Origin of the sequence: Azospirillum thermophilum, from assembly GCF_003130795.1 — a bacterium.
Taxonomy (GTDB): domain Bacteria; phylum Pseudomonadota; class Alphaproteobacteria; order Azospirillales; family Azospirillaceae; genus Azospirillum; species Azospirillum thermophilum.
Window position 1 is genome coordinate 471,711 of record NZ_CP029356.1, and the last position, 22,004, is coordinate 493,714.

A 22,004-nucleotide genomic window follows, 5' to 3' on the forward strand; every position below is an offset into this window, starting at 1 on the left:
AGGAGGCAAGGGGGCAGCCGGCGGGTCAGTAGGCTCCCCGGCCGGTGACCATGACGGCGGCGGTGCGCAGCAGGATGCGGATGTCGCCCCAGAAGGTCCAGCCCACCGCATAGGCGGTGTCGAGCTGCACCCGGCGGACATAGTCCACGTCGTTGCGCCCGCTGACCTGCCACAGGCCGGTCAGGCCGGGCCGGCAGCGCAGGTAGAAGGGATAGCAGGCCTGATAGTAGCCGATCTCGTCCTCCACGATGGGGCGCGGGCCGACCAGGCTCATGTCGCCGCGCAGCACGTTGAAGAGCTGCGGCAGCTCGTCCAGGCTGGAGCGGCGCAGGAAGCGGCCGACCGGGGTGATTCGCGGGTCGTTGCGCAGCTTGCGCGTCGCCAGCCATTCCGCCCGCGCCGTGGCGTCGCGCGCCAGGAGCTCCTCCAGCACCTCGCCGGAGTTGACCACCATCGACCGGAACTTCAGGCAGGTGAAGGATCGGCCGCCGACGCCGATCCGCTTGTGCCCGAACACCGCCGGGCCGCCGTCGCGCACGATCAGCAGGGCGATCAGCAGCATCAGCGGTCCGAAAAGCAGCAGAAGTCCGAGAGCGCCGACGACGTCGAACGCCCGCTTGACCCGATTCCGGCACAGCGGCTCCGTCGCCGGCAGGCGCGCCACGGCGTCCTCGGCCGACGCGGCGCCGGCGAGATCGACGGGGTCCAACCGGGGGACGCCCAGCCGGACGGACTGCGGAAGTGCCATCTGTTCCTCTCGGTTCGCAATTGAACGGTGCGCGCATGGCAACACAGGCAGCCGCAGGTTTGTTCGCCCGCATCGGCGGAAGACGGTGGCAACGGCGCGGTACGCCGGTGGGAGGGGATGTCCGGAGGAGCAACCCGCCCGGTGATTGCTGGTCCTCCGGATCATGGGGGCGCGGTCCGGATTCGGGGTGCGGCAAGGGCGCCGCACCGCCCGGCTGCCCGTCCGTCCGGCTCCCGCACCGGCGCAACCGCAGCCATGCAGGAATCCGGGTTCCCAGGCTGAACGGTTGCGCTGCAGCCTGTTCAGGAGCTATAGCCTCGACGCCCCCGCCCGGGGGCCGCCCGGAAGCGGTCATGCCGGCCGCCGGAGAAAGGGATTTCCCGCCGTGTTCGATTCATTGATTCCGGAGCTGATCGCGCTCGGTCAGGTGGTCTTCATCGACCTGGTGCTGGCGGGCGACAACGCGATCGTCGTCGGCATGGCGGCGGCCGGGGTGGCGCGGGCGCAGCGGGCCAAGGTGATCTTCTGGGGCATCGCCTCCGCGGTGGTGCTGCGCATCCTCTTCGCGCTGGCGACCACCTGGCTGCTCGACATCATCGGCCTGACGCTGGCCGGCGGCATCCTGCTGATGTGGGTGTGCTGGAAGCTGTTCCGCGAGCTGCGCGCCCAGCACGAGGAGGCGCAGGCCGCCGCCCTGATGGCGGAGGAGGATGGCGGAGGTTCGGCCGAAGGCAGCAAGCCGGTCGGCACCGCGGTGTGGGAGGTGATCGTCGCCGACGTGTCCATGTCGCTGGACAATGTGCTGGCGGTCGCCGGCGCGGCGCGGGAGCATCCCTGGGTGCTGGCGCTGGGACTGCTGATGTCGGTGGCGCTGATGGGCGCCGCGGCCAGCGTGATCGCGCGGCTGCTGAACCGCTTCCACTGGATCGCCTACATCGGTCTCGCCATCATCGCCTATGTCGCGCTGAACATGATCTGGCGCGGCAGCCTGGAGATCCTGTCGGCCGCAGCCGCCTTCTACTGACGGATACCGCAGGCAAGTCCTGGGCTGCGGCGGCGGAACCTTCGCTGCGTCGCCGTGTTGCTTGCCGGCAGCCTCAACAGAGGAACGCCGGCATGAGCAGCAGCACCGACACCTCTCACGACCCCTCCGCAGCCGCCGGCTCGGCGCGTGGCCGCCGCCGGCCGGAAGACATCGAGCAGGACATCCGCGCGATCCGCTCGCGCATGGACCATGTGCTGGACGAGATCGAGTACCGCCTCTCGCCGGGACAGCTTTCCGGCGGCGCGATCGAGGTGGCGCGCGACGTCGTTCAGGGCAATCCGACGCGTATCGCCCGCGCCATCCGCGGCAACCCGCTGCCCGTCGCGTTGATCGGCATCGGCGCGTTGTGGCTGGCCTGGGCGATCTCCCGCACGCCGCCGCTGGTGACCGGCGCTCCGCCCGAAGCGCTGCAGGACCCGGTCTCCCCGCAGCGGGCGCGCATCCTCCTGGTCGGGCTGGCCGGCGCCTGCCGCCAGGGGGCCGAGCGTTTCCGCCAGGCCGACCTGCGGCTGGCCGACACCGACCTGTCGCCCCGCCTGTCCCAGGTGGCGACCCAGCTCGAACGCAGCGCCCTCGCGCTGGAGGAGGAGCTGTACCGCCTGGGCGGCCAGACCGAGCCGGACGCCCCGGTGCACCCGGTCTGGCACGACTTCGCCCGCGAGCCCGAGGGCGGCCGGTCGCGCACCCTGACCCTCGCCGGTCTCGAATCCGGCCTCGACGGCACGCTGCAGCAGTTCCGCGAGGTGCTGCACGAGCCCTTGCCGGAAGACCTGCGCGTCGTCGTCGGCACGCATTTCCACGACATCGAGATGGTGCGCTACCGCGTCGGCGCCCTGCGCGAAGCTCTGGCGTAAGGGTGGGCCGATGCTGGGGTTGAGCCGCCGTCACCATTACCAGTACCCCCGCATTTCCACCCAGGGACGCGGCCGGACCGCCGAGCGGCCGGGCGACATTCCTTCCAAAGGCTGGAAGGACATCCTCTGGCGCACCTACGAGGAGCAGAGCAAGGACAACATCTCCATCGTCGCGGCGGGGTGGCCTATTATGCCCTGCTGGCCCTGTTCCCGGCCATTGCGGCGCTGGTGTCCATCTACGGCCTCGTCGCCAACCCGGCGGGGGTGGAACAGCAGCTCCAGCAATGGGCCGGCCTGCTGCCGCAGCAGGTCATCGACATCGTGCGCGACCAGACCCAGAAGGTGGCGAGCGCGCCGCCGCAGGGGCTGGGGCTGGGCGTGCTGATCGGCCTGCTGCTGACGCTGTGGAGCGCCTCGCGCGGGACCAACTCGCTGATCACCGCCCTGAACATCGCCTATGGCGAGGAGGACCGGCGGAGCTTCGTCTGGCTCGCCATCCTGTCGCTCGCCATGACGGTCGCGGGGCTGCTGTTCATCATCGTGACGCTCGGCCTGATCGTCGCGGTTCCCGCCGCGATCGCCATCGTCGGGCTGGAGGATACGGTGATCGGCTGGGTCGCCCGGCTGGCGCGCTGGCCGATCCTGGCGGTGGCCATCATCCTCGGGCTGGCGGCGCTCTACCGCTACGCTCCCGACCGGCGCGAGCCGAAATGGCGCTGGGTCTCCTGGGGATCGGTGATCGCCACCCTGGTCTGGCTGCTGGGCTCGGTCGGCTTCTCGCTCTACGTCTCGTATTTCGGCAGCTACAACGAGACCTATGGTTCGGTCGGCGCCGTCGTCGTCCTGCTGCTGTGGTTCAACCTGACGGCCTACGTCATCCTGCTGGGGGCCGAGCTGAACGCCGAGATCGAGCACCAGACGGCGCGCGACACCACCGACAGCGGGCGCGGCGAACGGCCGCTCGGCCACCGCGACGCCTATGTCGCCGACACGGTGGGCCGCCGGATGGGGAAATGACCGGCGGCGGTCCGGGTCAGCCCCCGCCGCAGCTCCGCACCGCCTCGCCGATGCTCTGCCGCCCGGGGCCGTCCAGCCGGTCGGCCAGGAAGGCCTCCCACTGGCCGGCGCGGGTCAGCTCGCGCTGGACGCAGCGGCAGTTCGCCTGACACTGGTCCAGCCCGCCGCCGGACTGGGTGCAGGCCGCGATGCAGGAGGCATGGAACTCCCGCACCGTCGCGGGCTCCGTCCCGACCGCCTGAGCGGCCAGCCAGAACAGGCCGAACAGGACCGGCTGGTGCACGAGATAGACAGAGAGGCTGTGACGCCCGCCCCAGGCCAGCGCCCGGCCGATGCCGCCCGCCGGCGCTTCCCCGCGGCCGATCCCCGGCCAGAGCCGGGCCAGCGCGATGCCGGCCAGCACGCCGGAAAACCATGGGAACAGCGGCACATAGTCGTTGGAGTTGGGCGGGACGGTCGCCATGCCGACCCAGATCAGCCAGGGCTGGTCGAAGGCCGGGAAGGACAGCGTATCGCCAACCAGCCCGACCGCGAGCGCCGCCGCCAGCGTCACCAGCCCCGGCAGCCGGACGAAGACCAGCCCCAGGATGCTGGCGACCGCCAGATGGTGCAGCACGCCGAAGAAGATCGGGCTGTCCGGGAACAGCAGGTAGGAGGACAGCGAGACCGCCACCGCCGCCGCCGCCAGCATCGCCAGCCGGCGCAGGAAGCGCAGCGGGTCCAGACCGCCGCGGCTGGCCAGCACGAGGCTGACGCCGGCCAGCAGCAGGAAGCTCGACAGGATGACGGTGCGGGCGGCCAGCCACAGCGGGTCGCCCAGCAGGTCGAAGGACGCCAGGCCGAGGAAGGTGGCGTTCCAGGACCCGTGATAGAGCGCCATGGCGACCAGCGCCACGCCGCGCGCCACGTCGATCAGCGGCCGGCGCTGCCGCGGGCTCTCGGCCGGTGCCTTGACCGGAGAGGCGGCGGTGATCACAGCCAGTCCGGCATCCGCTCCGCCGCCAGCATCTCCTCCACCGTCGGGCGCGGCCGGATGACGGAGAAGCGCTCGCCGTTCACCAGCACCTCGGGCACCAGCGGGCGGGTGTTGTAGCTGGAGGACATCACCGCGCCGTAGGCGCCGGCCGACAGGAAGGCGACGAGGTCGTCGTCGCGCAGCGGCGGCAGCGGACGCTGCACGGCGAAGGTGTCGCCGCTCTCGCAGACCGGGCCGACCACGTCGTAGGGCTGCTCCACCGCGCCCGCCTCCGGCTCCGCCACCGGGACGATGCCGTGATAGGCCTCATACAGGGACGGGCGGATCAGGTCGTTCATCGCCGCGTCGACGATGGCGAAGCGGCGGTGCAGCCCCTGCTTCACGTAGATGACCTTGCTGACCAGGATGCCGGCATTGCCGACCAGCGAGCGCCCCGGTTCCAGCGTGATGCGGCAGCCGAGGTTGCCGGTGATGGAGCGGACCATCGCGGCGTAGTCGGCGAGGTCGGGCGGCCGTTCGCTCTTGTAGGTGATGCCGAGGCCGCCGCCGAGGTCGAGCCGCTGGATGTCGTGCCCGTCGGCGCGGAGCTGGTGCAGCAGGGCGGCCACCCGCTCGTAGGCCGCGCGGAAGGGGGCGAGGTCGGTGAGCTGCGAGCCGATATGCACCGCGATTCCCACCGGCTTGATGCCCGGCAGGGCCGCCGCGCGGTTGTAGACCTCGCGGGCATGGTCGTAGTCGATGCCGAACTTGTTCTCCTTCTTGCCCGTCGCGATCTTGGCATGGGTCTTGGCGTCGACGTCCGGGTTGACGCGGAAGGCGACCGGAGCCACCACGCCCATGGAGTCGGCGACCTCGCTCAGCGCCTCCAGCTCCGGGATGGATTCGACGTTGAGCTGGTGGATTCCGGCCTCCAGCGCGGCGCGCATCTCCTCGCGGGTCTTGCCGACGCCGGAGAAGACGATGCGCTCCGCCGGGATGCCGGCCGCCAGCGCCCGCTTCATCTCGCCGACCGACACGACGTCGCCGCCGGCCCCCAGCCGTGCGAAGGTGCGGATGACGGCGAGATTGGAGTTCGCCTTCAGCGCATAGCATACCCCGGCATCCTGCCCGGCGAAGGCGCCGGCATAGGCGCTGTAATGGGCCTCCAGCGCCGCCGTGGAGTAGAGGTAGAAGGGGGTCCCGACCTCGCGGGCGACCGCGGCGAGCGAAACGGACTCGGCGTGCAGGACGCCGTAGCGGTAGGCGAAGACGCTCATCGGCGGGCTGCTCATGGGAACGTGAAACCGCTGTCGGGCTGGCCGGGCTTGGGATCGGTGGAGGGCAGGGGGTATTTCCGCGGATAGGGATCGACCTGCCCCTCGGGGCGCGGGTAATCGACCAGCCCCGGCTTCTTGCCGCAGCCGGCGAGCGCCAGCGATGCGGCGAGCGCCAGCAGCGCGAGGGCGGCGGGGCGGCGGATGCGGGTCATGCGGGGGCTCACAGGAAACGCTCCCGGGCGACCTTCACCGCCTCGCGGACGCGGTCGGGCGCCGGGCCGCCGTAGCTCGACCGGCTGTTCAGCGAGGATTCGATGCTCAGCGCCGGATAGACCGCCTCGCTGATGCGCGGCTCGATCGACTGCAGCTCGGCCAGCGACAGGTCGGTCAGCCCGACGCGCTTCTCCTCGGCCATCTTCACGGCGCGGCCGGTGATGTGGTGCGCCTCGCGGAAGGGGATGCCCAGCTCGCGCACCAGCCAGTCGGCGAGGTCGGTGGCGTTGAGGAAGCCGCGCGCCGTCGCCTCGCGCATCGCCTCGCGGTTCGGCTCCATGTCGCGGACCATGCCCTCCATGGCGGCGATGCACAGGCCAAGCGTGTCGTCGGCCTCGAACACCGGCTCCTTGTCCTCCTGCATGTCCTTGGAATAGGCCAGCGGTAGGCCCTTCATGGCGATCAGCAGGCTGTTCAGCATGCCGATGACCCGGCCGGCCTTGGCCCGCACCAGCTCCGCCGCGTCGGGGTTCTTCTTCTGCGGCATGATGGACGAGCCGGTGGTGAAGGCGTCCGACAGCCGGATGAAGCGGAACTGGACCGAGCACCACAGCACGATCTCTTCGGCGAAGCGCGACAGGTGCACCGCGCAGATCGAGGCGGCCGCCAGATACTCCAGCGCGAAGTCGCGGTCGGAGACGGCGTCCAGCGAGTTGGCGGTCGGGCGGTTGAAGCCCAGCGCCTCGGCCGTCATGAAGCGGTCGATGGGGTAGGGGGTGCCGGCCAGCGCCGCCGAGCCCAGCGGGCACTCGTTCAGGCGGGCGCGGGCGTCGGTCAGCCGGCCGCGGTCGCGCCCGAACATCTCGACATACGCCAGCAGATGGTGGCCGAAGGTGACCGGCTGCGCCGCCTGCAGGTGGGTGAAGCCCGGCATCAGCGTGTCGGCATGCTGCTCCGCCAGGTCGATCAGGGCGGTCTGCAGCGCCTTCAGCCCGGCGTCGGCGCGGTCGATGGCGTCGCGCACCCACAGCTTGAAGTCCGTCGCCACCTGGTCGTTGCGCGAGCGGGCGGTGTGCAGGCGCTTGGCCGGCTCCCCGATCAGCTCGGCCAGCCGGGCCTCCACATTCATGTGGATGTCCTCCAGCTCGACCTTGAACTCGAAGCGGCCGGAGTCGATTTCTTCCTTCACGCGGTCCAGACCGTCGCGGATCGCGTCGGCGTCCGCTTGGCTGATGATGCCCTGCCGTGCCAGCATGGCGGCATGCGCCTTCGACCCGGCGATGTCCTGGTCGGCGAGGCGCTTGTCGAAGCCGATGGAGGCGTTGATCTTCTCCATGATGGCGGCGGGGCCGCTGGCGAAACGGCCGCCCCACATCTGGCTGGCGGCAGAAGCGTCCTTGGCGGCGTCCGGGGCGTGCTTGGTCTGTTCGGCGCTCATTTCGGGGCGGATTTCGGGTAGGGAGCGGAGAGCGTGAGTATGCGGACTTTGGCGGCCACCGCAATGCTTTGTGTGGGTCTGGCAGGGGTCGGTTTATGGACTGCCTTCGCGCGTCCGGCCGGCCCGGAGATCCTGCGGCTCGACCAGCCGGCGGGCGGGGCGGCGACGCCGGCGGCGGGGCTGGAGAAGTTCCGCGGGGCGGAGGCGCCCAAGCCGGTCCCGCCGCTGACCTTCGTGGACGGCGACGGCCGGCGGGCCGACCTTGCCGACTTCAGGGGGCGGCTGGTGCTGCTGAACCTCTGGGCCACCTGGTGCGGTCCCTGCGTCAAGGAGATGCCGTCGCTCGACCGGCTGCAGGCGCAGCTCGGCGGCGATGCCTTCCAGGTGGTCGCCCTGTCGCTCGACCGCGGCGGGCGCGACGTGGTGGCGCCCTTCTACGAGCGCACCGGCGTGAAGAACCTGTCGCTGTTCCTCGACCCGGCGAGCGGCGCCATGCAGACGCTGGGCCTGCGCGGCCTGCCGACGACGCTGCTGGTCGACCAGGAGGGGCGGGAGCTCGGCCGCGTCGAGGGGGCGGTGGAGTGGGACTCCCCGGCCGTCACGGCCTTCCTGAAGAAGCACATGGGCGGTAGTGGCGGTGCGCCGCAGGGGCGCGGACCGGCTGTGGTCAAGACCGGCGGGTGAGGAAGCCCGCTCACTGAAAAGAAAAAGCCCCTCCTCCCTGGGGAAGAGGGGCTTTCCGGAAAGAAACCTTACCGGGTCGGGACCGGCGGGTTCTTCGAATAGTCGTAGAAGCCGCGGCCGACCTTGCGGCCGACCCAGCCTGCCTCGACATACTTCACCAGCAGCGGGCAGGGGCGGTACTTGCTGTCGGCGAGGCCTTCGTAGAGGACCTGCATGACGGCGAGGCAGGTGTCCAGGCCGATGAAGTCGGCCAGCTCCAGCGGGCCCATCGGGTGGTTGGCACCCAGCTTCAGCGCCGTGTCGATCGCCTCGACGCCGCCCACGCCCTCATACAGGGTGTAGACCGCCTCGTTGATCATCGGCAGCAGGATGCGGTTGACGATGAAGGCCGGGAAATCCTCGGCGACCGCAGCGGTCTTGCCGATCCTGGCGGTCAGCTCGCGGACGGCCTCGAAGGTCTCCTCGTCGGTCGCGATGCCGCGGATCAGCTCGACGAGCTGCATCACCGGCACCGGGTTCATGAAGTGCATGCCCATGAACTTGGCCGGACGGTCGGTCGAGGCGGCCAGGCGGGTGATGGAGATCGACGAGGTGTTGGTGGCGACCAGCGCCTCGGGCTTCAGGTTCGGAACGAGCTTCTTGAAGATGTCGCGCTTCAGGTTCTCGTTCTCGGTCGCCGCCTCGATCACCAGGTCGGCGTCGCCGAAGACCGACAGGTCGGTGCCGGTGGAGATGCGGCTCAGCGTGGCGGCCTTCTCCTCCTCGCTCAGCTTGCCCTTCTGGACCTGACGGTCGAGGTTCTTGGCGATGTTGGCGAGGGACTTCTGCAGCACCTCCTCGCTGATGTCCGACACGATCACGTCGTAGCCGGACTGGGCGCAGACATGCGCGATGCCGCTGCCCATCTGGCCGGCACCGATGACGCCAATCTTCTTGATCTCAGGCATTGGAAGTTCCCGCAATATTTTGTGGAGGAGTATCTATCCGCGCCTTACAGGGCCTGCGTCAGCTCCGGCACGGCCTTGAAGAGGTCCGCGACGAGCCCGTAATCGGCGACCTGGAAGATGGGCGCTTCCTCGTCCTTGTTGATCGCGACGATGACCTTGCTGTCCTTCATGCCGGCGAGGTGCTGGATCGCACCGGAGATGCCGACCGCGATGTACAGCTCGGGCGCCACGATCTTGCCGGTTTGCCCGACTTGGTAATCATTGGGCACGAAGCCCGCGTCGACCGCCGCCCGGCTGGCGCCGACCGCCGCCCCCAGCTTGTCGGCCAGCGCCTCCAGAAGCACGAAGTTCTCGCCCGACTGCATGCCCCGGCCGCCCGACACCACCACCCGCGCCGCCGTCAGCTCCGGACGCTCCGACTTCGTCAGCTCCGCCGACACGAAGCGCGACAGACCGGCCGCCACGTCCTGCGCCGCCGCCACGCTCTCGACCGCCGCGGCGCCGCCTTCGCCGGCCGCCGCCTCGAAGGCGGTGGTGCGCACGGTGACCACCTTCACCGCGTCCGGCGACTGCACCGTCGCGATCGCGTTGCCGGCATAGATCGGCCGCTCGAAGCTGTCCGCCGACACCACCGCCGTGATGTCCGACACCATCGCCACGTCCAGCAGGGCCGCCACCCGCGGCAGCAGGTTCTTGCCCATCGACGTCGCCGCCGCCAGCACATGGCCGTAGCCACCCTGGGCAAGCCCCACCACCAGCGGCGCCACCGCCTCGGGAAGCTGGTGGGCATAGGCGCCATCGTCGGCCAGCAGCACCTTCGCCACACCGGCCACCCTGGCCGCCGCCGCCGCCGCGGCCTGCGCCCCCTGGCCGGCCACCAGCACGTGGATCTCCCCACCAATCTTCCCGGCCGCCGTCACCGCATGCAGCGTGGCGGGCTTCAGCGTCGCGTTGTCGTGCTCCGCGAGAACAAGAATGCTGGCCATGGTCAGATCACCCGCGCTTCGGTCTTCAGCTTGTCCACCAGGGCGGCGACGTCCGCCACCTTCACGCCGGCCTTGCGCTTGGCCGGCTCGGCCACCTTGAGCGTCTTCAGCCGCGGCGCCACGTCGACGCCCAGGCTGTCGGGCGTCACGGTCTCCAGCGGCTTCTTCTTGGCCTTCATGATGTTGGGCAGCGAGGCGTAGCGCGGCTCGTTCAGCCGCAGGTCGGCCGTCACCACCGCCGGCAGGGCGAGCTCGACCGTCTCCAGACCGCCGTCGATCTCGCGCGTCACCGTGACCTTGCCCTCGCCGGCCTCCAGCTTGGAGGCGAAGGTGCCCTGGCCCCAGCCGAGCAGGGCCGCCAGCATCTGGCCGGTCTGGTTGCAGTCGTCGTCGATCGCCTGCTTGCCCAGGATGACGAGCTGCGGGCCCTCCTTGTCGACCAGCGCCTTCAGCGTCTTGGCCACCGCCAGCGGCTGGGTCTCGGCGTCGGTCTGCACCAGGATGGCCCGGTCGGCCCCCATCGCCAGCGCCGTGCGCAGCGTCTCCTGCGAGGCCGCAGGACCGATCGACACCGCCACGATCTCGCTCGCCTTGCCCGCCTCCTTCAGACGGACCGCCTCCTCGACCGCGATCTCGTCGAACGGGTTCATGCTCATCTTCACGTTGGCGGTCTCAACGCCGGACCCATCCGCCTTCACGCGGATCTTCACGTTGTAGTCCACCACCCGCTTGACCGGGACCAGAACCTTCATGACCCACCTTGCTTGCTGTGGCCCTGCCTGCCGGGACATCCGTCCGGCGGACACAGAGACAAATTGCTGTGGTTGCGAACGGACCATAGGGGCCGCCGTTTCGGCTGTCAATGTCGCCCAAGCTCAAGGCAAATGCCGGATATCCGGCCTCTAGCGGTTTCCGCCCGGCACCCAGAGCACGTCGCCGGCCCCCCTGTCGTTCACGTGGCGGCTGAGGACGAAGAGATGGTCCGACAGACGGTTCACGTATTTCAAGGCCACCGGATTGACCGTCTCCGTCCGGGAAAGGGCGGTCATATGCCGTTCGGCACGGCGCGCGACGGTGCGGGCGAGGTGCAGGTGGGCCGCGGCGGGCGATCCGCCCGGCAGGATGAAGGAGGTCAGCGGCGCGAGCTCGGCGTTCATGGCGTCGATCTCCCGCTCCAGCCGGTCAACCTGCGACTGAACGACGCGCAGGGGCGGGTATTTGGGCTCCGGCTCCTCCGGGGTGCAGAGATCGGCGCCGAGATCGAACAGGTCGTTCTGGATGCGCCCCAGCATGGCGTCCACCTCGGCCATGCCGGCGGTATGGAGTCGCGCGATGCCGATGGCGGCGTTCGCCTCGTCCACCGTGCCGTAGGCGGTGACGCGCAGGTCGTGCTTGGGTACGCGGGTGCCGTCGCCGAGCGAGGTTTCTCCGGCGTCGCCGCCGCGCGTGTAGATCCGGGTCAGCTTGACCATCGCGCCCTCACGCCCGCGTCAGGATGGCGATGAGGAACAGCAGGAGCGCCGCACCCTGCAGCACCACGCGCATGCGCATCGCCTTGTTGGACCGGCGCGCGTCGCCCTGGCCGCTCCGCGCCATGAAGAAAAGGCCCGAGAACAGCGATGCCACCACTGCCAGCAGGGCCATGACCATGAGGGTCGGAAAAAGATGTGTCATGCCGATGACTATAGCGCGCCACCCCTGCCCCGCCTATCCCGGCGGCGGGTTCCTTTTTTCTCCGCGGGACCGTTCAATCGGCATGAGCCGCGTTGCGAAAGCCGCCGATCTCCTTACATTGTCGGCGACGAGCGGGGAGGGCGAGGGCGCCGCCCCGGTTTCACCGGGTCATCGACGAGGCTTTGTCATGCAGAGGCGGACCTTCCTGAAGGCGGCGGCAGCGGCGGCCCTGGCCCCGTCCCTTCCGGCGATCCAGGCCGGCGGCGCCGCGCGGGCGCTGGCGGCGGACGGCGGGGCGGAGGTGCCCACCATGCCGGACGGGTTCCTCTGGGGCTGCTCCACCTCCTCCTACCAGATCGAAGGGGCGGTGGCGGAGGACGGACGGGCGCCCAGCATCTGGGACAGCTTCAGCCATTCCTTCGGCCGTGTGGTCAACGGCGACACCGGCGACGTCGCCTGCGACCACTACCACCGTTATGGGGAGGATGTGGAGCTGATGGCGCGGGCCGGCATGCGGGCCTACCGCTTCTCCGTCGCCTGGCCGCGCGTCCTGCCGGAGGGGGTGGGGGCCGTCAACGCCAAGGGCCTCGATTTCTACGACCGGCTGACCGACGCGCTGCTGGCGCGCAACATCCAGCCCTGGCCCTGCCTCTACCACTGGGACCTGCCGCAGGCCCTGCAGGACAAGGGCGGCTGGACCAACCGCGACATCGCCAAGTGGTTCACCGACTACGCCCTGATCGTCGCCGGCCGCATCGGCGACCGGGCCAAGCACTGGTCGATGCTGAACGAGCCGTCGGTCCACGCCATCTTCGGCCACGGCTACGGCACCCATGCGCCGGGGCTGACCGGGCAGGCCAACTATTACAAGGCGATCCACCACCAGAACCTCGCCCAGGGCATGGCGATCAAAGCGCTGCGCAAGGCCGGCGGGGCGGGGGGCTGGCAGCTCGGCACCGTGCTGTCGCTGCAGCCGGTCTGGCCGGTCGGCGGGCTGGAGTCCAACTATCCGGCCTCGCTGAAGTGGGATGCGCTGTGGAACCGCGCCTGCCTCGACCCGCTGCTGAAGGGCAGCTATCCGGAGTTGCTGGCCGCCGAGTTCGCCCCGCTGGTCAAGGACGGCGACCTGAAGCTGATCCGGCAGCCGATCGACTTCCTTGGCGTCAACTACTACAGCCGCATGCACCAGCAGCCCGACCCGCAGGGCCTGTTCGGCACCGGCTACGGCATGGCGCCGGAGGGAACCCGCCGCACCGGCATGGAATGGCCGATCGAGCCGGACGGGCTGGCGGAAATCCTGGTGGAGCTGAAGGAGAGCTACGGCAACCCGCCGGTCTACGTCACCGAGAACGGCGCCCATTTCGAGGATCGGCCGGGGCCGGACGGGCGGATCGACGACGGCGACCGCATCCGCTTCATCCGCGACCACCTGATGGCCGCCCGCCAGGCGATCGACGAGGGGGTGAACCTGAAGGGCTGGATGGTCTGGACCCTGCTCGACAATTTCGAGTGGGCGGAGGGCTACCGCCGGCGCTTCGGCCTCGTCCAGGTCGACCGCAAGACGATGAAGCGCACGCCCAAGGCCAGCTACGACTGGTACGCCAGGGCCATCCGCGCGAACGGTCTGCCGCCGGTCTGATCCGGCGGGTTCAGCCGAAGCGCTGCATCTCCCGCTCCACCCGCGACAGGAAGCGCTTGCGCGTGGCGTCGGTGGAACGGTCCATGTCGTAGTGGGCGAGATAGCGGAACGATGCCGTCGGGGCGCAGGCCGTGAGGATGCCGTTCTTCAGGATGCGCCGCGCCGGGTTGCGCATGTGGAGGTTCACCACCCACCAGGGCGAACCGAAGCTGGTCAGCACCGCCACCCTGCGCAGCCCGGTCAGCAGCGGGACGATCCGACCGCCGGCGGGATCGTGGCGGAAGGCGACGCCCGGCGCCCACACCCGGTCGAAATAGCCCTTCAGCACTGCCGGATAATTGAACCACCAGTGGGGATAGCAGAAGACCAGCCCCTCCGCCTCCAGCAGGCGCTCGACCAGCGGGGCGACCGGGCCGGTGTCGTAGTCCGGGTCGAAATAGCGTGCCCGCTCCGCCGCGGTCAGGGCCGGCTCGAACCCCTCGGCATAGAGGTCGGTCTCCGTCACCGTGTGGCCGGCGGCGCGCAGGCTGTCGGCCGCGGTGCGGTGGACCGCGGCGGCGAAGCTGTCGGACAGCGGATGGGCGAGGATCGTCTGGATGCGCATGGTGGCCGCAACCATAGCATGGAGGGCCCGCTGTGCTAGAGTGCGGCGCCCGTTCCCGCCTCCCTCCTCCCGCTCCCTCCTGCCGCACTGAGCCCATGCCGTCCAGCCGCCCGCCCCAGCCGCCCCGCTACGCCATCCAGAAGGCGCGCGGCAAGGGCTGGAAGACGCTGGAGGTGGGGGAGGACCCGGACCAGGCCAAGGCGCGCTTCGACCTGATGGTGAGCGTCAACCCGCGGGCCTATTTCCGTCTGATCCGGCTCGATTACAACGACCAGTCCGACTATCAGGGGATGGAGTTCAACTGGACCCTGATCGAGCTTCACGATCCCACCCGCAAGGGCGCCCGCCCGCCGGCGGCGCGGAAGCCGTCCGCGAAAGCGCCGCGCACCGGGGAGAAGGTCGGGCTGCCGCTGCGCTTCTACCTCGCGGTGATCCTGATCGGGGCGCTGGTCGGCGGGCTCGCCTATCTGCGCTACGGCCTGCCGGCGCACTGACGGCCGGGCGGGAGCGGTCAGTCGGGCTCGTATCCCTTGCGCCGCATGCACTGGGAGAGGATCTCCTTGCGGTAGCGGTATTGCGGCGTTTCCGGCAGCGGGCGGTAGGGATAGCCGCGCAGCCGCATGATGCTGTCCACCTCCTCCGTGCACTCGTCGAAGGCGATGTTGGGGGTGTGGTTGCTCGCCGTCCACTCCCGATAGGACGGGTTGCCGCCGCAGCCGGCCAGAAGCAGGACCACCCCCAGCATCAGTCCCGGCGCAAGGGCCAGTCTCGCCACCGACATGCTCGCTTCCTCCCCCCGTTGCGCGGACCGGGGAAGGCTATCACGCCTGGGGTCCGCCCATCCATTTTCGGGCGCGCTTTTTCGGCAACGGTGCGTGCGCCGCAACACTGGGGCACAAAAATCGCCACCGGAAATGCGCCGCAATCTGGTAATTCAATTGGGACGGTTTTGTTGACGATTTCGAGTCGCGAACGGAGGAAGGTGCATGTCTGGGGGATCGCGGCGCGCGCGGCTGCTGATGGCGCTGACGGTGGCGGTTCCGGTCCTGGCCGCGGGAGCCCTGCCGGTGCGGGCGGAGCCGGGAGCGGCCGACATCCAGTGGGCGCAGATCATCCTGAAGGAGAAGGGCTACAACATCGGCGGCCGGGCCAACGGCCAGATGACGGCCGAGACGCGGTCGGCGCTCAGCTCCTACCAGAAGGCGTCCGGCCTGCCGGTTACCGGGCAGCTCGACAAGGCGACCGTCGCCCACATGATGGGCGAGCGGGAGAAGAAGGCCTCGCCGACCATGGGCTCGCTGTCGAAGAGCCAGATCGGCCAGACGCCGAAGGAGAAGGAGGTGGCGCCGCGCGCCGCCCCGACCACCCGCGTCGACAGCGGCAACGAGTCGGTGGGCGGCTATGCCCAGTTCGGCAGCGCCCCGCCGGCCAGCCGCAGCAGCGGCTCGGCCTCCTCCACCGCAGCGGCTCCCTCCGCGTCCGTCTCCCCGGGCCCGGTGTCCTCCGGCGCCCCTGCTCCGGCCGCTGCCGCCCGCGGCACGGCAACCGCGTCGGGCCACGCCGGCAATCCGGCCGACGGCCCCGTGCCCCAGGCCGCCCCGCGTGCCGCGGTCACCGCGACCAACGCGGCGGGCGAGCAGGTCTCCACCGTGCCGCAGGCGGAGATGGGCTCCGGCCCTGCCGGCTGGATGACCAACCTGATGCGCTATGGGGTGATGGGGCTGCTCGCCGCCACGCTCGGCGGCATCGGCTTCGCCTGGTGGCGCAGCGGCCGTTCGGCCGGACTGGCCTCCGTGCCCGAGGAAGACCGCCCGCGCGAGGACCGCCGCGAGCCGAGCTTCGGTTCCGGCCGCCGCGAGGAGCTGCGCATCGCTCCGGGCTTCACCGCCGAGCCGCGCGTCGCGCGTCGCCGGTAAGGGGAGCGCCGCCAGGGAGCGGGCCCCGGCCGGGCGGAACCGGCCGGAGGCGTCACGCGACGCCGCGCAGTTCCTCCGCGCCCCGCAGGTCGACGCTGACCAGTTGCGAGACCCCGCGTTCGGCCATCGTCACGCCGAACAGCCGGTCGACGCGGGCCATCGTCAGGCGGTGATGGGTGATGATCAGGAACCGGGTGTCGCCCTCCCGCGCGATGTCCTCGACCAGATCGCAGAAGCGGCCGACATTGGCCTCGTCCAGCGGGGCGTCCACCTCGTCCAGCACGCAGATCGGCGCGGGGTTCGACCGGAACACGGCGAACAGCAGCGACAGCGCGGTCAGCGCCTGCTCGCCGCCCGACAGCAGCGAGAGGACCTGCAGCTTCTTGCCCGGCGGGCTGGCGTAGATCTCCAGCCCGGCCTCCAGCGGGTCCTCCGCGTTGACCAGTTCCAGATGGGCCTTGCCGCCGCCGAACAGGCGGGTGAACAGGTCCTGGAAGTTGCGGTTGACCGTGTCGAAGCTGGCGACCAGCCGTTCCCGCGCCTCGCGGTTCAGGCTGGCGATGCCCTGGCGCAGCCGGGCGATGGCGGCGACCAGATCGGCGCGCTCGGTCTGCAGGCCGGTGATCTGCTGCTCCAGCTCCGCCGCCTCGATCTCGGCGCGCAGGTTGACCGGCCCCATGGTCTCCCGCTCGCGCACCAGCTTGTCCAGCCGGGTCTCCAGGGCGGCGGCGTCGGGCAGCGCCTCGCCCTCCTCCAGCTCGGCCGCCTTGCGGGTGTCCTCCGGCCGGCAGTTCAGCCGCTCGGCGATGCGCTCGGTCAGCGTCTGCTGCTGCTGAAGGGCGGCGGAGACGGCGGCCTCGGCACGGGCGCGGGCCTCGCGGGCGTCGGCGAGCCCGGCCTCGGCCTTGTGGAGGGCGGTTTCCGTTCTGGCGAGCAGGGTTTCCGCCTCGGCCAGCGCGTCGGCGGCGCGCTTGCGGCTGCGCTCGGCCTCGGCGATGCGGTTCAGCAGGTCCTGCCGCTCGGCGGCGATCTCACCCGGCCGGCTCTGGAGCTGCGCCAGTTCGGCCTCGGCCGCGTCGGCGCGTTCCTTCAGCTCACCGATCCGTCCGCCGGCGCCGGCGGAGCGGGTGCCCCAGGAGGCGACCTCCTGCGCGATGGCGGCGAGGCGCTGGCGGCGGGCCTGCGCCTCGCGGGTCAGCCGGTCGAGCGCATTCTGTTTCTCCGCCAGCCGCGTGCGCTGTTCCGCCAGCGCGGCGCGCCGCTCGTTCACCAGCTCGCGCCCCTCGCGCGGGTCCGGCAGGCCGTCGAGCGCCGCCCGCGCCTCGGCGAGCCGGGTTCCCGCCTCGGCCCGGTCGGCCGCCAGCCGCTCGACCGCCTCGGTGAGGGCGGCGAGGCGGGAGGCGGCGGCGTCGGCCTCGCGCGCCAGCTTGGCGTGGCGGTCGCGGGCGGCGTGCAGCCCGGCGAAGGCCTCGCGCACGGCATCGCGGGCGCGGCGGTCGGCCTGGGCGGCCTCCTCGGCGGCCTGCTTCGCCTCGTCGAGCGCACCGCGCGCCGTCTCCACCTGCTCCTCGGCAAGGTCGAGTTCGCCGCGCAGCTCGGCCAGCCGGTTGCGCTGCTTCAGCCGGATGGCGGCGGCGGTCGGGGCGCCGGCCTGGACGGTCAGCCCGTCCCAGCGCCAGGCGCCGCCGTCGCGGCTGACCAGGATCTGGCCGGGCGACAGCGCGGGGGCGAGGCTGGCGCCGGCCGCGGCGTCGGCCACCACCCCGATATGGGCGAGTGCGCGGGTCAGCGCCGCCGGTCCCTGCACGCGCGCCTCCAGCGTCTCCACCCCCGCGGGAAGCGGGGCGACGCTGGCGAAGGCCGGGAACCGGCGCCAGTGGACCGGGGCAGCCTCGTCCAGCGGGGCGGTCAGCGCCTCGCCGAGGGCCGCGGCCAGCGCGCCCTCGTAGCCGGGCGCCACGGCCACCGCATCGACCAGCGGCGGAAACAGGTCGGAGGAGCCCGCCGACAGCAGTTCGGCCAGCGCCCTTTCCTCGGCGCGCAGCTTGGCGCGGGCGGATTCGGCGGCATGCAGGGCGTCGCGGGCACGGGCCTGGGCGGGTTCGGTGTCGGCCTTCGCCCGCTCCGCCTCCTCGGCGGCCTCGCGGGCGTCTTCCAGCCGTTGCTCGGCAAGCTCGACGGCCATCTCCGCCTCGGCGAGGTCGCCGCGGGCCGCCATCTCGCCCTCCAGCGCCGAGCGCTGGGCCCGCTGCTCGTCCAGCCGCCTGGACAGCGCGGCGGCGCGACCGTCCAGCTCGGCGACCTGCCGCTGGATGGAGCCGCGCCTGGCCTCGTCCGCCGCCACCTGTTCGGTCAGGCGGGTCAGCTCGCGGTCGAGCTCGTCCACCGCCTCGCGCGCTTCGGCCAGCGCCTCGCGGGCGGCCTCCTCCAGCATCTCCTCGTCGGCCTGGGCCTCGGTCAGCCGGTCGCGTTCGGCCTCCAGCCGGGCGAGCGCGTCCCCGGCGTCGGCGGCCAGCGCCTCCTCGCGGCCGAGGTCGCCGGCGATCTGCCGCAGGCGGGCCTGCAGGGCGCGCTGCTGCTCGGCGACGCGCTTCTCCTCGGCGTCGAGCTGTTCCTTGGCGATCACCAGCCGCTGCAGCGCGGCGGCGGCCTGCGCCTCGGCCTGCCGGCGCTCGGGCAGCCCGGCGGCGTCGCTGGTCCGCCGGGTGGTGAGCTGGGTGACCGACAGCATCAGCTCCCGCACCGTGCCCTCCGCCGCCTCGAAGGCGGTGCGGGCGCGCTGAAGCTCCGCCTGCGAGGCGATCCAGCGTAGGTGCCACAGCACGGCCTCCGCCCGGCGGATCTGGTCGGACAGGTTGCGGTAGCGGGCGGCCTGCCGGGCCTGCTTCTTCAGCCCCTGGAGCTGGGTGTCCATCGCCCCGATCACGTCGTCGAGGCGCATCAGGTTGGTTTCGGCGGCGCGCAGCCGCAGCTCCGCCTCGTGACGGCGGGAATGGAGGCCGGTGATGCCCGCCGCCTCCTCCAGCAGCATGCGCCGGTCCTGCGGCTTGGCGTTGATGATCTGGCCGACCTTGCCCTGGCTGACCAGGGCCGGCGAGTTCGCGCCCGAGGCGTTGTCGGCGAACAGGAGCTGGACGTCGCGGGCGCGCACCAGCTTGCCGTTGATCCGGTAATCGGAGCCCGACCCCCGCTCGATCCGGCGGGTGACCTCCAGCTCCTCATGTTCGTTGAAGGCGGCGGGGGCGGTGCGGCTGTGGTTGTCGATGCACAGCGTCACCTCGCCCAGGTTGCGGGCGGGACGGTTGGACGTTCCGCCGAAGATGACGTCGTCCATGTCGTCGCCGCGCATCTTCTTGGCGGAGGTCTCGCCCATCACCCAGCGCAGCGCCTCCACCAGGTTCGACTTGCCGCAGCCGTTCGGGCCGACGATCCCGGTCATGCCCGGTTCGATGACCAGTTCGGTGGCATCCACGAAAGACTTGAAGCCGGACAGGCGGAGGCGCGTGAAATGCACCGGACGATACCCTTCGTAACTACTTCAGCAGCTTGTCGATGGCCTTGGCGAAGGTCTCGAAGGACTGGGCGCCCTCGATCCGCTCCTTGCCGTCGTTCAGGATGAAGGTGGGGGTGGCTTCGATCTTGTGCTGCTGCTCGCCGGTCATGCGGCTGGTCAGGATGCTGTCCTCCAGCGCCTTGTCGGCGATGCAGGAATCGATGGTCTGCTGGCTCATCCCCGCCAGCTTGCCGTACTGGGACAGCGCCTTGGCCGGGTCGGCCGCCCGCGTCCACTGGCCCTGGTTCTTGAACATCACGTCCAGCAGCGGGTAGTAGCGCTCGGCCGGGGCGCAGCGGGCGATCTGGCTGGCACGCAGCGCCGCCTGGTCGAAGGGGAAGTCGCGGAAGATCAGCTTCACCTTGCCGGTGTCGATGTACTTCTCCTTGATCTGGGGAAGCACGGTGGTGTGGAAGGTGGCGCAGTGCGGGCAGGTCATCGACGAGTAGTCGAGAATGGTGACCGGGGCGTTCGGATCGCCCAGCACCCGGTCGCCCAGCCGGTCGGCCGCGGACGGCGTGGCGGCCGGGGCAGCGGTCTGCGCGGCGGCCGGCGTGACGGAGCCGGTCAGGCCCGAAGCAAGCAGCCCGGTGGCGAGCAATCCGGCGAGTCCCAAAATTTTGCGGTTCACGTTGGTCTCTTCCCTACCAGATGTTGATGTATAGCCAAAGGGGCGGCGGCCCGGCAAGGGGCAGCCCGATCCCGTTCCCGGCCCGGGCATCAGCGCCGCGCCGGCTTGGGCCGGGCCAGCAGCGACCGGCCGAACCGTTCCAGCGTGGCGCGAAGCTCCTCGTCCTCCACCCTGGCGGTGGTGGTGATGATCGACAGCTCCTCGTCCATGCTGAGGTCGCGCGGCCGGACCACCGCCGTCGGGCGCTGGGGCAGGGCCGCGTGGATCAGCTTGATCTTCGCCACGGCGCGGTAGCCGAAGAAGCTGTTGATGCGCTCGATGATCTGCGGCTCCAGATGCTGCAGTTCCAGCGCGATGGCGCCCATGGCCCGGATGTGCAGCGTCGCCTCCTCCCGCTTGCCGCGGGGGAAGCTCAGCTTGTCCGGGGCGGTGCGCAGCGAAAGCTGGTGGCCGACGATGGCCGGCCAGTCGGTGATCAGTGCCCCGAAGGCGAGCCCCCGCTTGCCCAGCACCTTGCCGGCGACCTCGGGCACGGTCTGGCCGATCCGTTTGGGTCCGCTCATGGTGGTCGCTCTTCCGTCCAAATCGCTTCTCTCGGTCCGGCCGCACGGTAGCGCAAGGCGGCATCCTCATCCAGCCCGCCCGCCGCCGTCCGCGCCCCGTCAGGCTGAAACCAAACCGTGGCGAAGCGGTGGCGCTTTATCAGACGCGGCGGAGCGCCTATGTCTTCCCTCACGATGATCCGCGATTCCCGCAAGGCTGCCGCGCAGCTTCTCTCCTGGTACGACCGTCACCGCCGCGACCTGCCCTGGCGCGCCAAGCCGGGGGAGACCGCCGATCCCTACCGGGTCTGGCTGTCGGAGATCATGCTGCAGCAGACCACGGTCCCCGCCGTCGCCCCCTATTTCCGCAGCTTCACGGAGCGCTGGCCGACCGTCGCCGACCTCGCCGCGGCGCCGCTCGACGACCTGCTCGTCGCATGGGCGGGGCTCGGCTACTACGCGCGGGCGCGCAACCTGCACAAATGCGCCAGGGTCGTCGCCGACGGGCATGGCGGCCGCTTCCCGGAGACGGAGGCGGAGCTGCTGGCCCTGCCGGGCGTCGGCGCCTATACCGCCGCCGCCATCTCGGCCATCGCCTTCGACCGCAAGGCGACCGTGGTGGACGGCAACGTCGAGCGGGTGATCGCCCGCATCTTCGCGGTGGAGGAGCCGCTGCCGGCCGCCAAGACCACCCTGCGCCGGCTGGCCGCCACCCTGACCCCGGACGGGCGGCCGGGCGACTACGCCCAGGCGATGATGGACCTCGGCGCCACCGTCTGCACGCCACGCAAGCCCAGATGCATGCTCTGCCCCTGGGCCGACCTGTGCGACGCCCGCGCCGCCGGCATCGCGGAGGAGCTGCCGCGCAAGGTTGCCAAGGCGGAAAAGCCGACCCGCCGCGGCGTCGCCTACTGGCTGCTGAACCCGGACGGCGCTGTCCTGCTGCGCCGACGGGCGGAGGAGGGGCTGCTGGGCGGGATGGCGGAAATCCCCTCCACCGGCTGGGGACCGCAGGCGCCGGATGCCGCCGCCGTGGCCGCCCAGGCACCGCTGCCGGCGGTCTGGAAGCGTCTGCCCGGGCTGGTCCGCCATACATTCACCCACTTCCACCTCGAGCTTGAGGTCGTGGCGGCGGTGGCCGGCGACGGCTGGCGCCAGGCCGACGGGCGCTGGATTCCGATCGACCGGCTGGGCGATCAGGCCTTGCCGACCGTTATGGTGAAGGTGGTGCGGCACGCGCTCGCCCACGCCTGATCGTTCCTTCATGGCGAGGCAGGTCCT

General features: G+C 71.0%; 23 protein-coding genes. 8 read left to right on the forward strand and 15 right to left on the reverse strand.

Going from position 1 to position 22,004, the window contains the following annotated elements; all coding sequences use genetic code 11:
* Positions 1-25 precede the first annotated feature (25 nt).
* Positions 26-748: a sugar transferase gene (locus tag DEW08_RS23290; RefSeq protein ID WP_109331768.1), complete on the reverse strand. Its 723-nt coding sequence runs from the start codon at positions 746-748 to the stop codon at positions 26-28.
* 385 nt (positions 749-1,133) lie between these two features.
* Here DEW08_RS23290 and DEW08_RS23295 point away from each other — a divergent pair, with 385 nt between their 5' ends.
* The 3 genes from DEW08_RS23295 to DEW08_RS23305 all read left to right on the forward strand — a co-directional run bounded on the left by DEW08_RS23295 (position 1,134) and on the right by DEW08_RS23305 (position 3,664).
* A complete protein-coding gene (locus DEW08_RS23295) occupies positions 1,134-1,772 on the forward strand; it encodes a TerC family protein (protein ID WP_245986931.1) in 639 nt (212 codons plus the stop codon).
* 92 nt (positions 1,773-1,864) lie between these two features.
* Positions 1,865-2,647, forward strand: coding sequence for a DUF3618 domain-containing protein (locus tag DEW08_RS23300; RefSeq protein WP_109331770.1), 783 nt, complete (start codon positions 1,865-1,867; stop codon positions 2,645-2,647).
* A 180-nt stretch (positions 2,648-2,827) separates the two neighbouring features.
* On the forward strand, positions 2,828-3,664 hold the full coding sequence (locus DEW08_RS23305) for a YihY/virulence factor BrkB family protein (protein ID WP_245986932.1): 837 nt from the start codon (positions 2,828-2,830) through the stop codon (positions 3,662-3,664).
* A gap of 16 nt (positions 3,665-3,680) precedes the next feature.
* On the opposite strand, the gene DEW08_RS23310 is transcribed toward DEW08_RS23305, so the two are convergent.
* Genes DEW08_RS23310 through argH form a run of 4 tightly spaced genes read right to left on the reverse strand, consistent with a single transcriptional unit; the run spans position 3,681 to position 7,547 of the window.
* Positions 3,681-4,640: an acetyltransferase domain-containing protein gene (locus DEW08_RS23310; protein WP_245986933.1), complete on the reverse strand. Its 960-nt coding sequence runs from the start codon at positions 4,638-4,640 to the stop codon at positions 3,681-3,683.
* Positions 4,637-5,896 (reverse strand): diaminopimelate decarboxylase, encoded by a 1,260-nt coding sequence (gene lysA, locus DEW08_RS23315; protein ID WP_109331771.1) that lies wholly within the window; start codon positions 5,894-5,896, stop codon positions 4,637-4,639. Before lysA ends, DEW08_RS23310 begins: the two co-directional genes overlap by 4 nt.
* Positions 5,897-5,907: 11 nt before the next feature.
* Positions 5,908-6,108 (reverse strand): hypothetical protein, encoded by a 201-nt coding sequence (locus DEW08_RS23320; RefSeq protein WP_109331772.1) that lies wholly within the window; start codon positions 6,106-6,108, stop codon positions 5,908-5,910.
* A gap of 8 nt (positions 6,109-6,116) precedes the next feature.
* Positions 6,117-7,547 carry an argininosuccinate lyase gene (argH, locus tag DEW08_RS23325; RefSeq protein ID WP_109331773.1) on the reverse strand — a complete coding sequence of 477 codons (1,431 nt, stop codon included), beginning with the start codon at positions 7,545-7,547 and terminating at the stop codon, positions 6,117-6,119.
* 63 nt (positions 7,548-7,610) lie between these two features.
* Between argH and DEW08_RS23330 the strand changes: the two genes are divergently transcribed.
* A complete protein-coding gene (locus tag DEW08_RS23330) occupies positions 7,611-8,231 on the forward strand; it encodes a TlpA family protein disulfide reductase (RefSeq protein WP_245986934.1) in 621 nt (206 codons plus the stop codon).
* 68 nt (positions 8,232-8,299) lie between these two features.
* On the opposite strand, the gene DEW08_RS23335 is transcribed toward DEW08_RS23330, so the two are convergent.
* The 5 genes from DEW08_RS23335 to DEW08_RS23355 all read right to left on the reverse strand — a co-directional run bounded on the left by DEW08_RS23335 (position 8,300) and on the right by DEW08_RS23355 (position 11,808).
* On the reverse strand, positions 8,300-9,178 hold the full coding sequence (locus tag DEW08_RS23335) for a 3-hydroxybutyryl-CoA dehydrogenase (protein ID WP_109331776.1): 879 nt from the start codon (positions 9,176-9,178) through the stop codon (positions 8,300-8,302).
* 44 nt (positions 9,179-9,222) lie between these two features.
* The gene (locus DEW08_RS23340) at positions 9,223-10,164 is read right to left on the reverse strand and encodes an electron transfer flavoprotein subunit alpha/FixB family protein (protein WP_109331777.1); all 942 of its coding nucleotides are present in this window, start codon (positions 10,162-10,164) and stop codon (positions 9,223-9,225) included.
* A gap of 2 nt (positions 10,165-10,166) precedes the next feature.
* Positions 10,167-10,916 (reverse strand): electron transfer flavoprotein subunit beta/FixA family protein, encoded by a 750-nt coding sequence (locus tag DEW08_RS23345; RefSeq protein WP_109331781.1) that lies wholly within the window; start codon positions 10,914-10,916, stop codon positions 10,167-10,169.
* 150 nt (positions 10,917-11,066) lie between these two features.
* A complete protein-coding gene (locus DEW08_RS23350; RefSeq protein WP_109331786.1) occupies positions 11,067-11,636 on the reverse strand; it encodes a cob(I)yrinic acid a,c-diamide adenosyltransferase in 570 nt (189 codons plus the stop codon).
* Between the two features lie 7 nt (positions 11,637-11,643).
* The gene (locus DEW08_RS23355; protein ID WP_245986935.1) at positions 11,644-11,808 is read right to left on the reverse strand and encodes a twin transmembrane helix small protein; all 165 of its coding nucleotides are present in this window, start codon (positions 11,806-11,808) and stop codon (positions 11,644-11,646) included.
* 217 nt (positions 11,809-12,025) lie between these two features.
* Here DEW08_RS23355 and DEW08_RS23360 point away from each other — a divergent pair, with 217 nt between their 5' ends.
* The gene (locus DEW08_RS23360) at positions 12,026-13,477 is read left to right on the forward strand and encodes a GH1 family beta-glucosidase (RefSeq protein WP_109331788.1); all 1,452 of its coding nucleotides are present in this window, start codon (positions 12,026-12,028) and stop codon (positions 13,475-13,477) included.
* Positions 13,478-13,487: 10 nt separating this feature from the next.
* On the opposite strand, the gene DEW08_RS23365 is transcribed toward DEW08_RS23360, so the two are convergent.
* Positions 13,488-14,081, reverse strand: coding sequence for an NAD(P)H-dependent oxidoreductase (locus DEW08_RS23365; protein ID WP_109332369.1), 594 nt, complete (start codon positions 14,079-14,081; stop codon positions 13,488-13,490).
* A gap of 95 nt (positions 14,082-14,176) precedes the next feature.
* On the opposite strand from DEW08_RS23365, the gene DEW08_RS23370 reads away from it, so the two are divergent.
* Positions 14,177-14,575: a hypothetical protein gene (locus tag DEW08_RS23370; protein WP_109331789.1), complete on the forward strand. Its 399-nt coding sequence runs from the start codon at positions 14,177-14,179 to the stop codon at positions 14,573-14,575.
* Between the two features lie 17 nt (positions 14,576-14,592).
* Here the strand turns inward: DEW08_RS23370 and DEW08_RS23375 are convergent, their stop codons facing one another.
* Entirely contained in the window at positions 14,593-14,862 is a 270-nt protein-coding gene (locus DEW08_RS23375) for a hypothetical protein (protein WP_109331790.1), read from the reverse strand.
* A 205-nt stretch (positions 14,863-15,067) separates the two neighbouring features.
* Here DEW08_RS23375 and DEW08_RS23380 point away from each other — a divergent pair, with 205 nt between their 5' ends.
* A complete protein-coding gene (locus DEW08_RS23380) occupies positions 15,068-15,997 on the forward strand; it encodes a peptidoglycan-binding domain-containing protein (protein ID WP_109331791.1) in 930 nt (309 codons plus the stop codon).
* Positions 15,998-16,049: 52 nt separating this feature from the next.
* Here the strand turns inward: DEW08_RS23380 and smc are convergent, their stop codons facing one another.
* The 3 genes from smc to DEW08_RS23395 all read right to left on the reverse strand — a co-directional run bounded on the left by smc (position 16,050) and on the right by DEW08_RS23395 (position 20,744).
* Positions 16,050-19,511, reverse strand: a complete 3,462-nt coding sequence (gene smc, locus DEW08_RS23385) for a chromosome segregation protein SMC (RefSeq protein ID WP_109331792.1) — start codon at positions 19,509-19,511, stop codon at positions 16,050-16,052.
* Positions 19,512-19,530: 19 nt separating this feature from the next.
* Complete coding sequence (locus DEW08_RS23390) at positions 19,531-20,181, reverse strand: DsbA family protein (RefSeq protein ID WP_245986936.1); 651 nt, start codon at positions 20,179-20,181, stop codon at positions 19,531-19,533.
* Positions 20,182-20,270: 89 nt separating this feature from the next.
* Complete coding sequence (locus DEW08_RS23395; RefSeq protein WP_109331794.1) at positions 20,271-20,744, reverse strand: DUF721 domain-containing protein; 474 nt, start codon at positions 20,742-20,744, stop codon at positions 20,271-20,273.
* Positions 20,745-20,918: 174 nt separating this feature from the next.
* Here DEW08_RS23395 and mutY point away from each other — a divergent pair, with 174 nt between their 5' ends.
* The gene (gene mutY, locus DEW08_RS23400; protein WP_109331796.1) at positions 20,919-21,977 is read left to right on the forward strand and encodes an A/G-specific adenine glycosylase; all 1,059 of its coding nucleotides are present in this window, start codon (positions 20,919-20,921) and stop codon (positions 21,975-21,977) included.
* Positions 21,978-22,004: the final 27 nt, after the last annotated feature.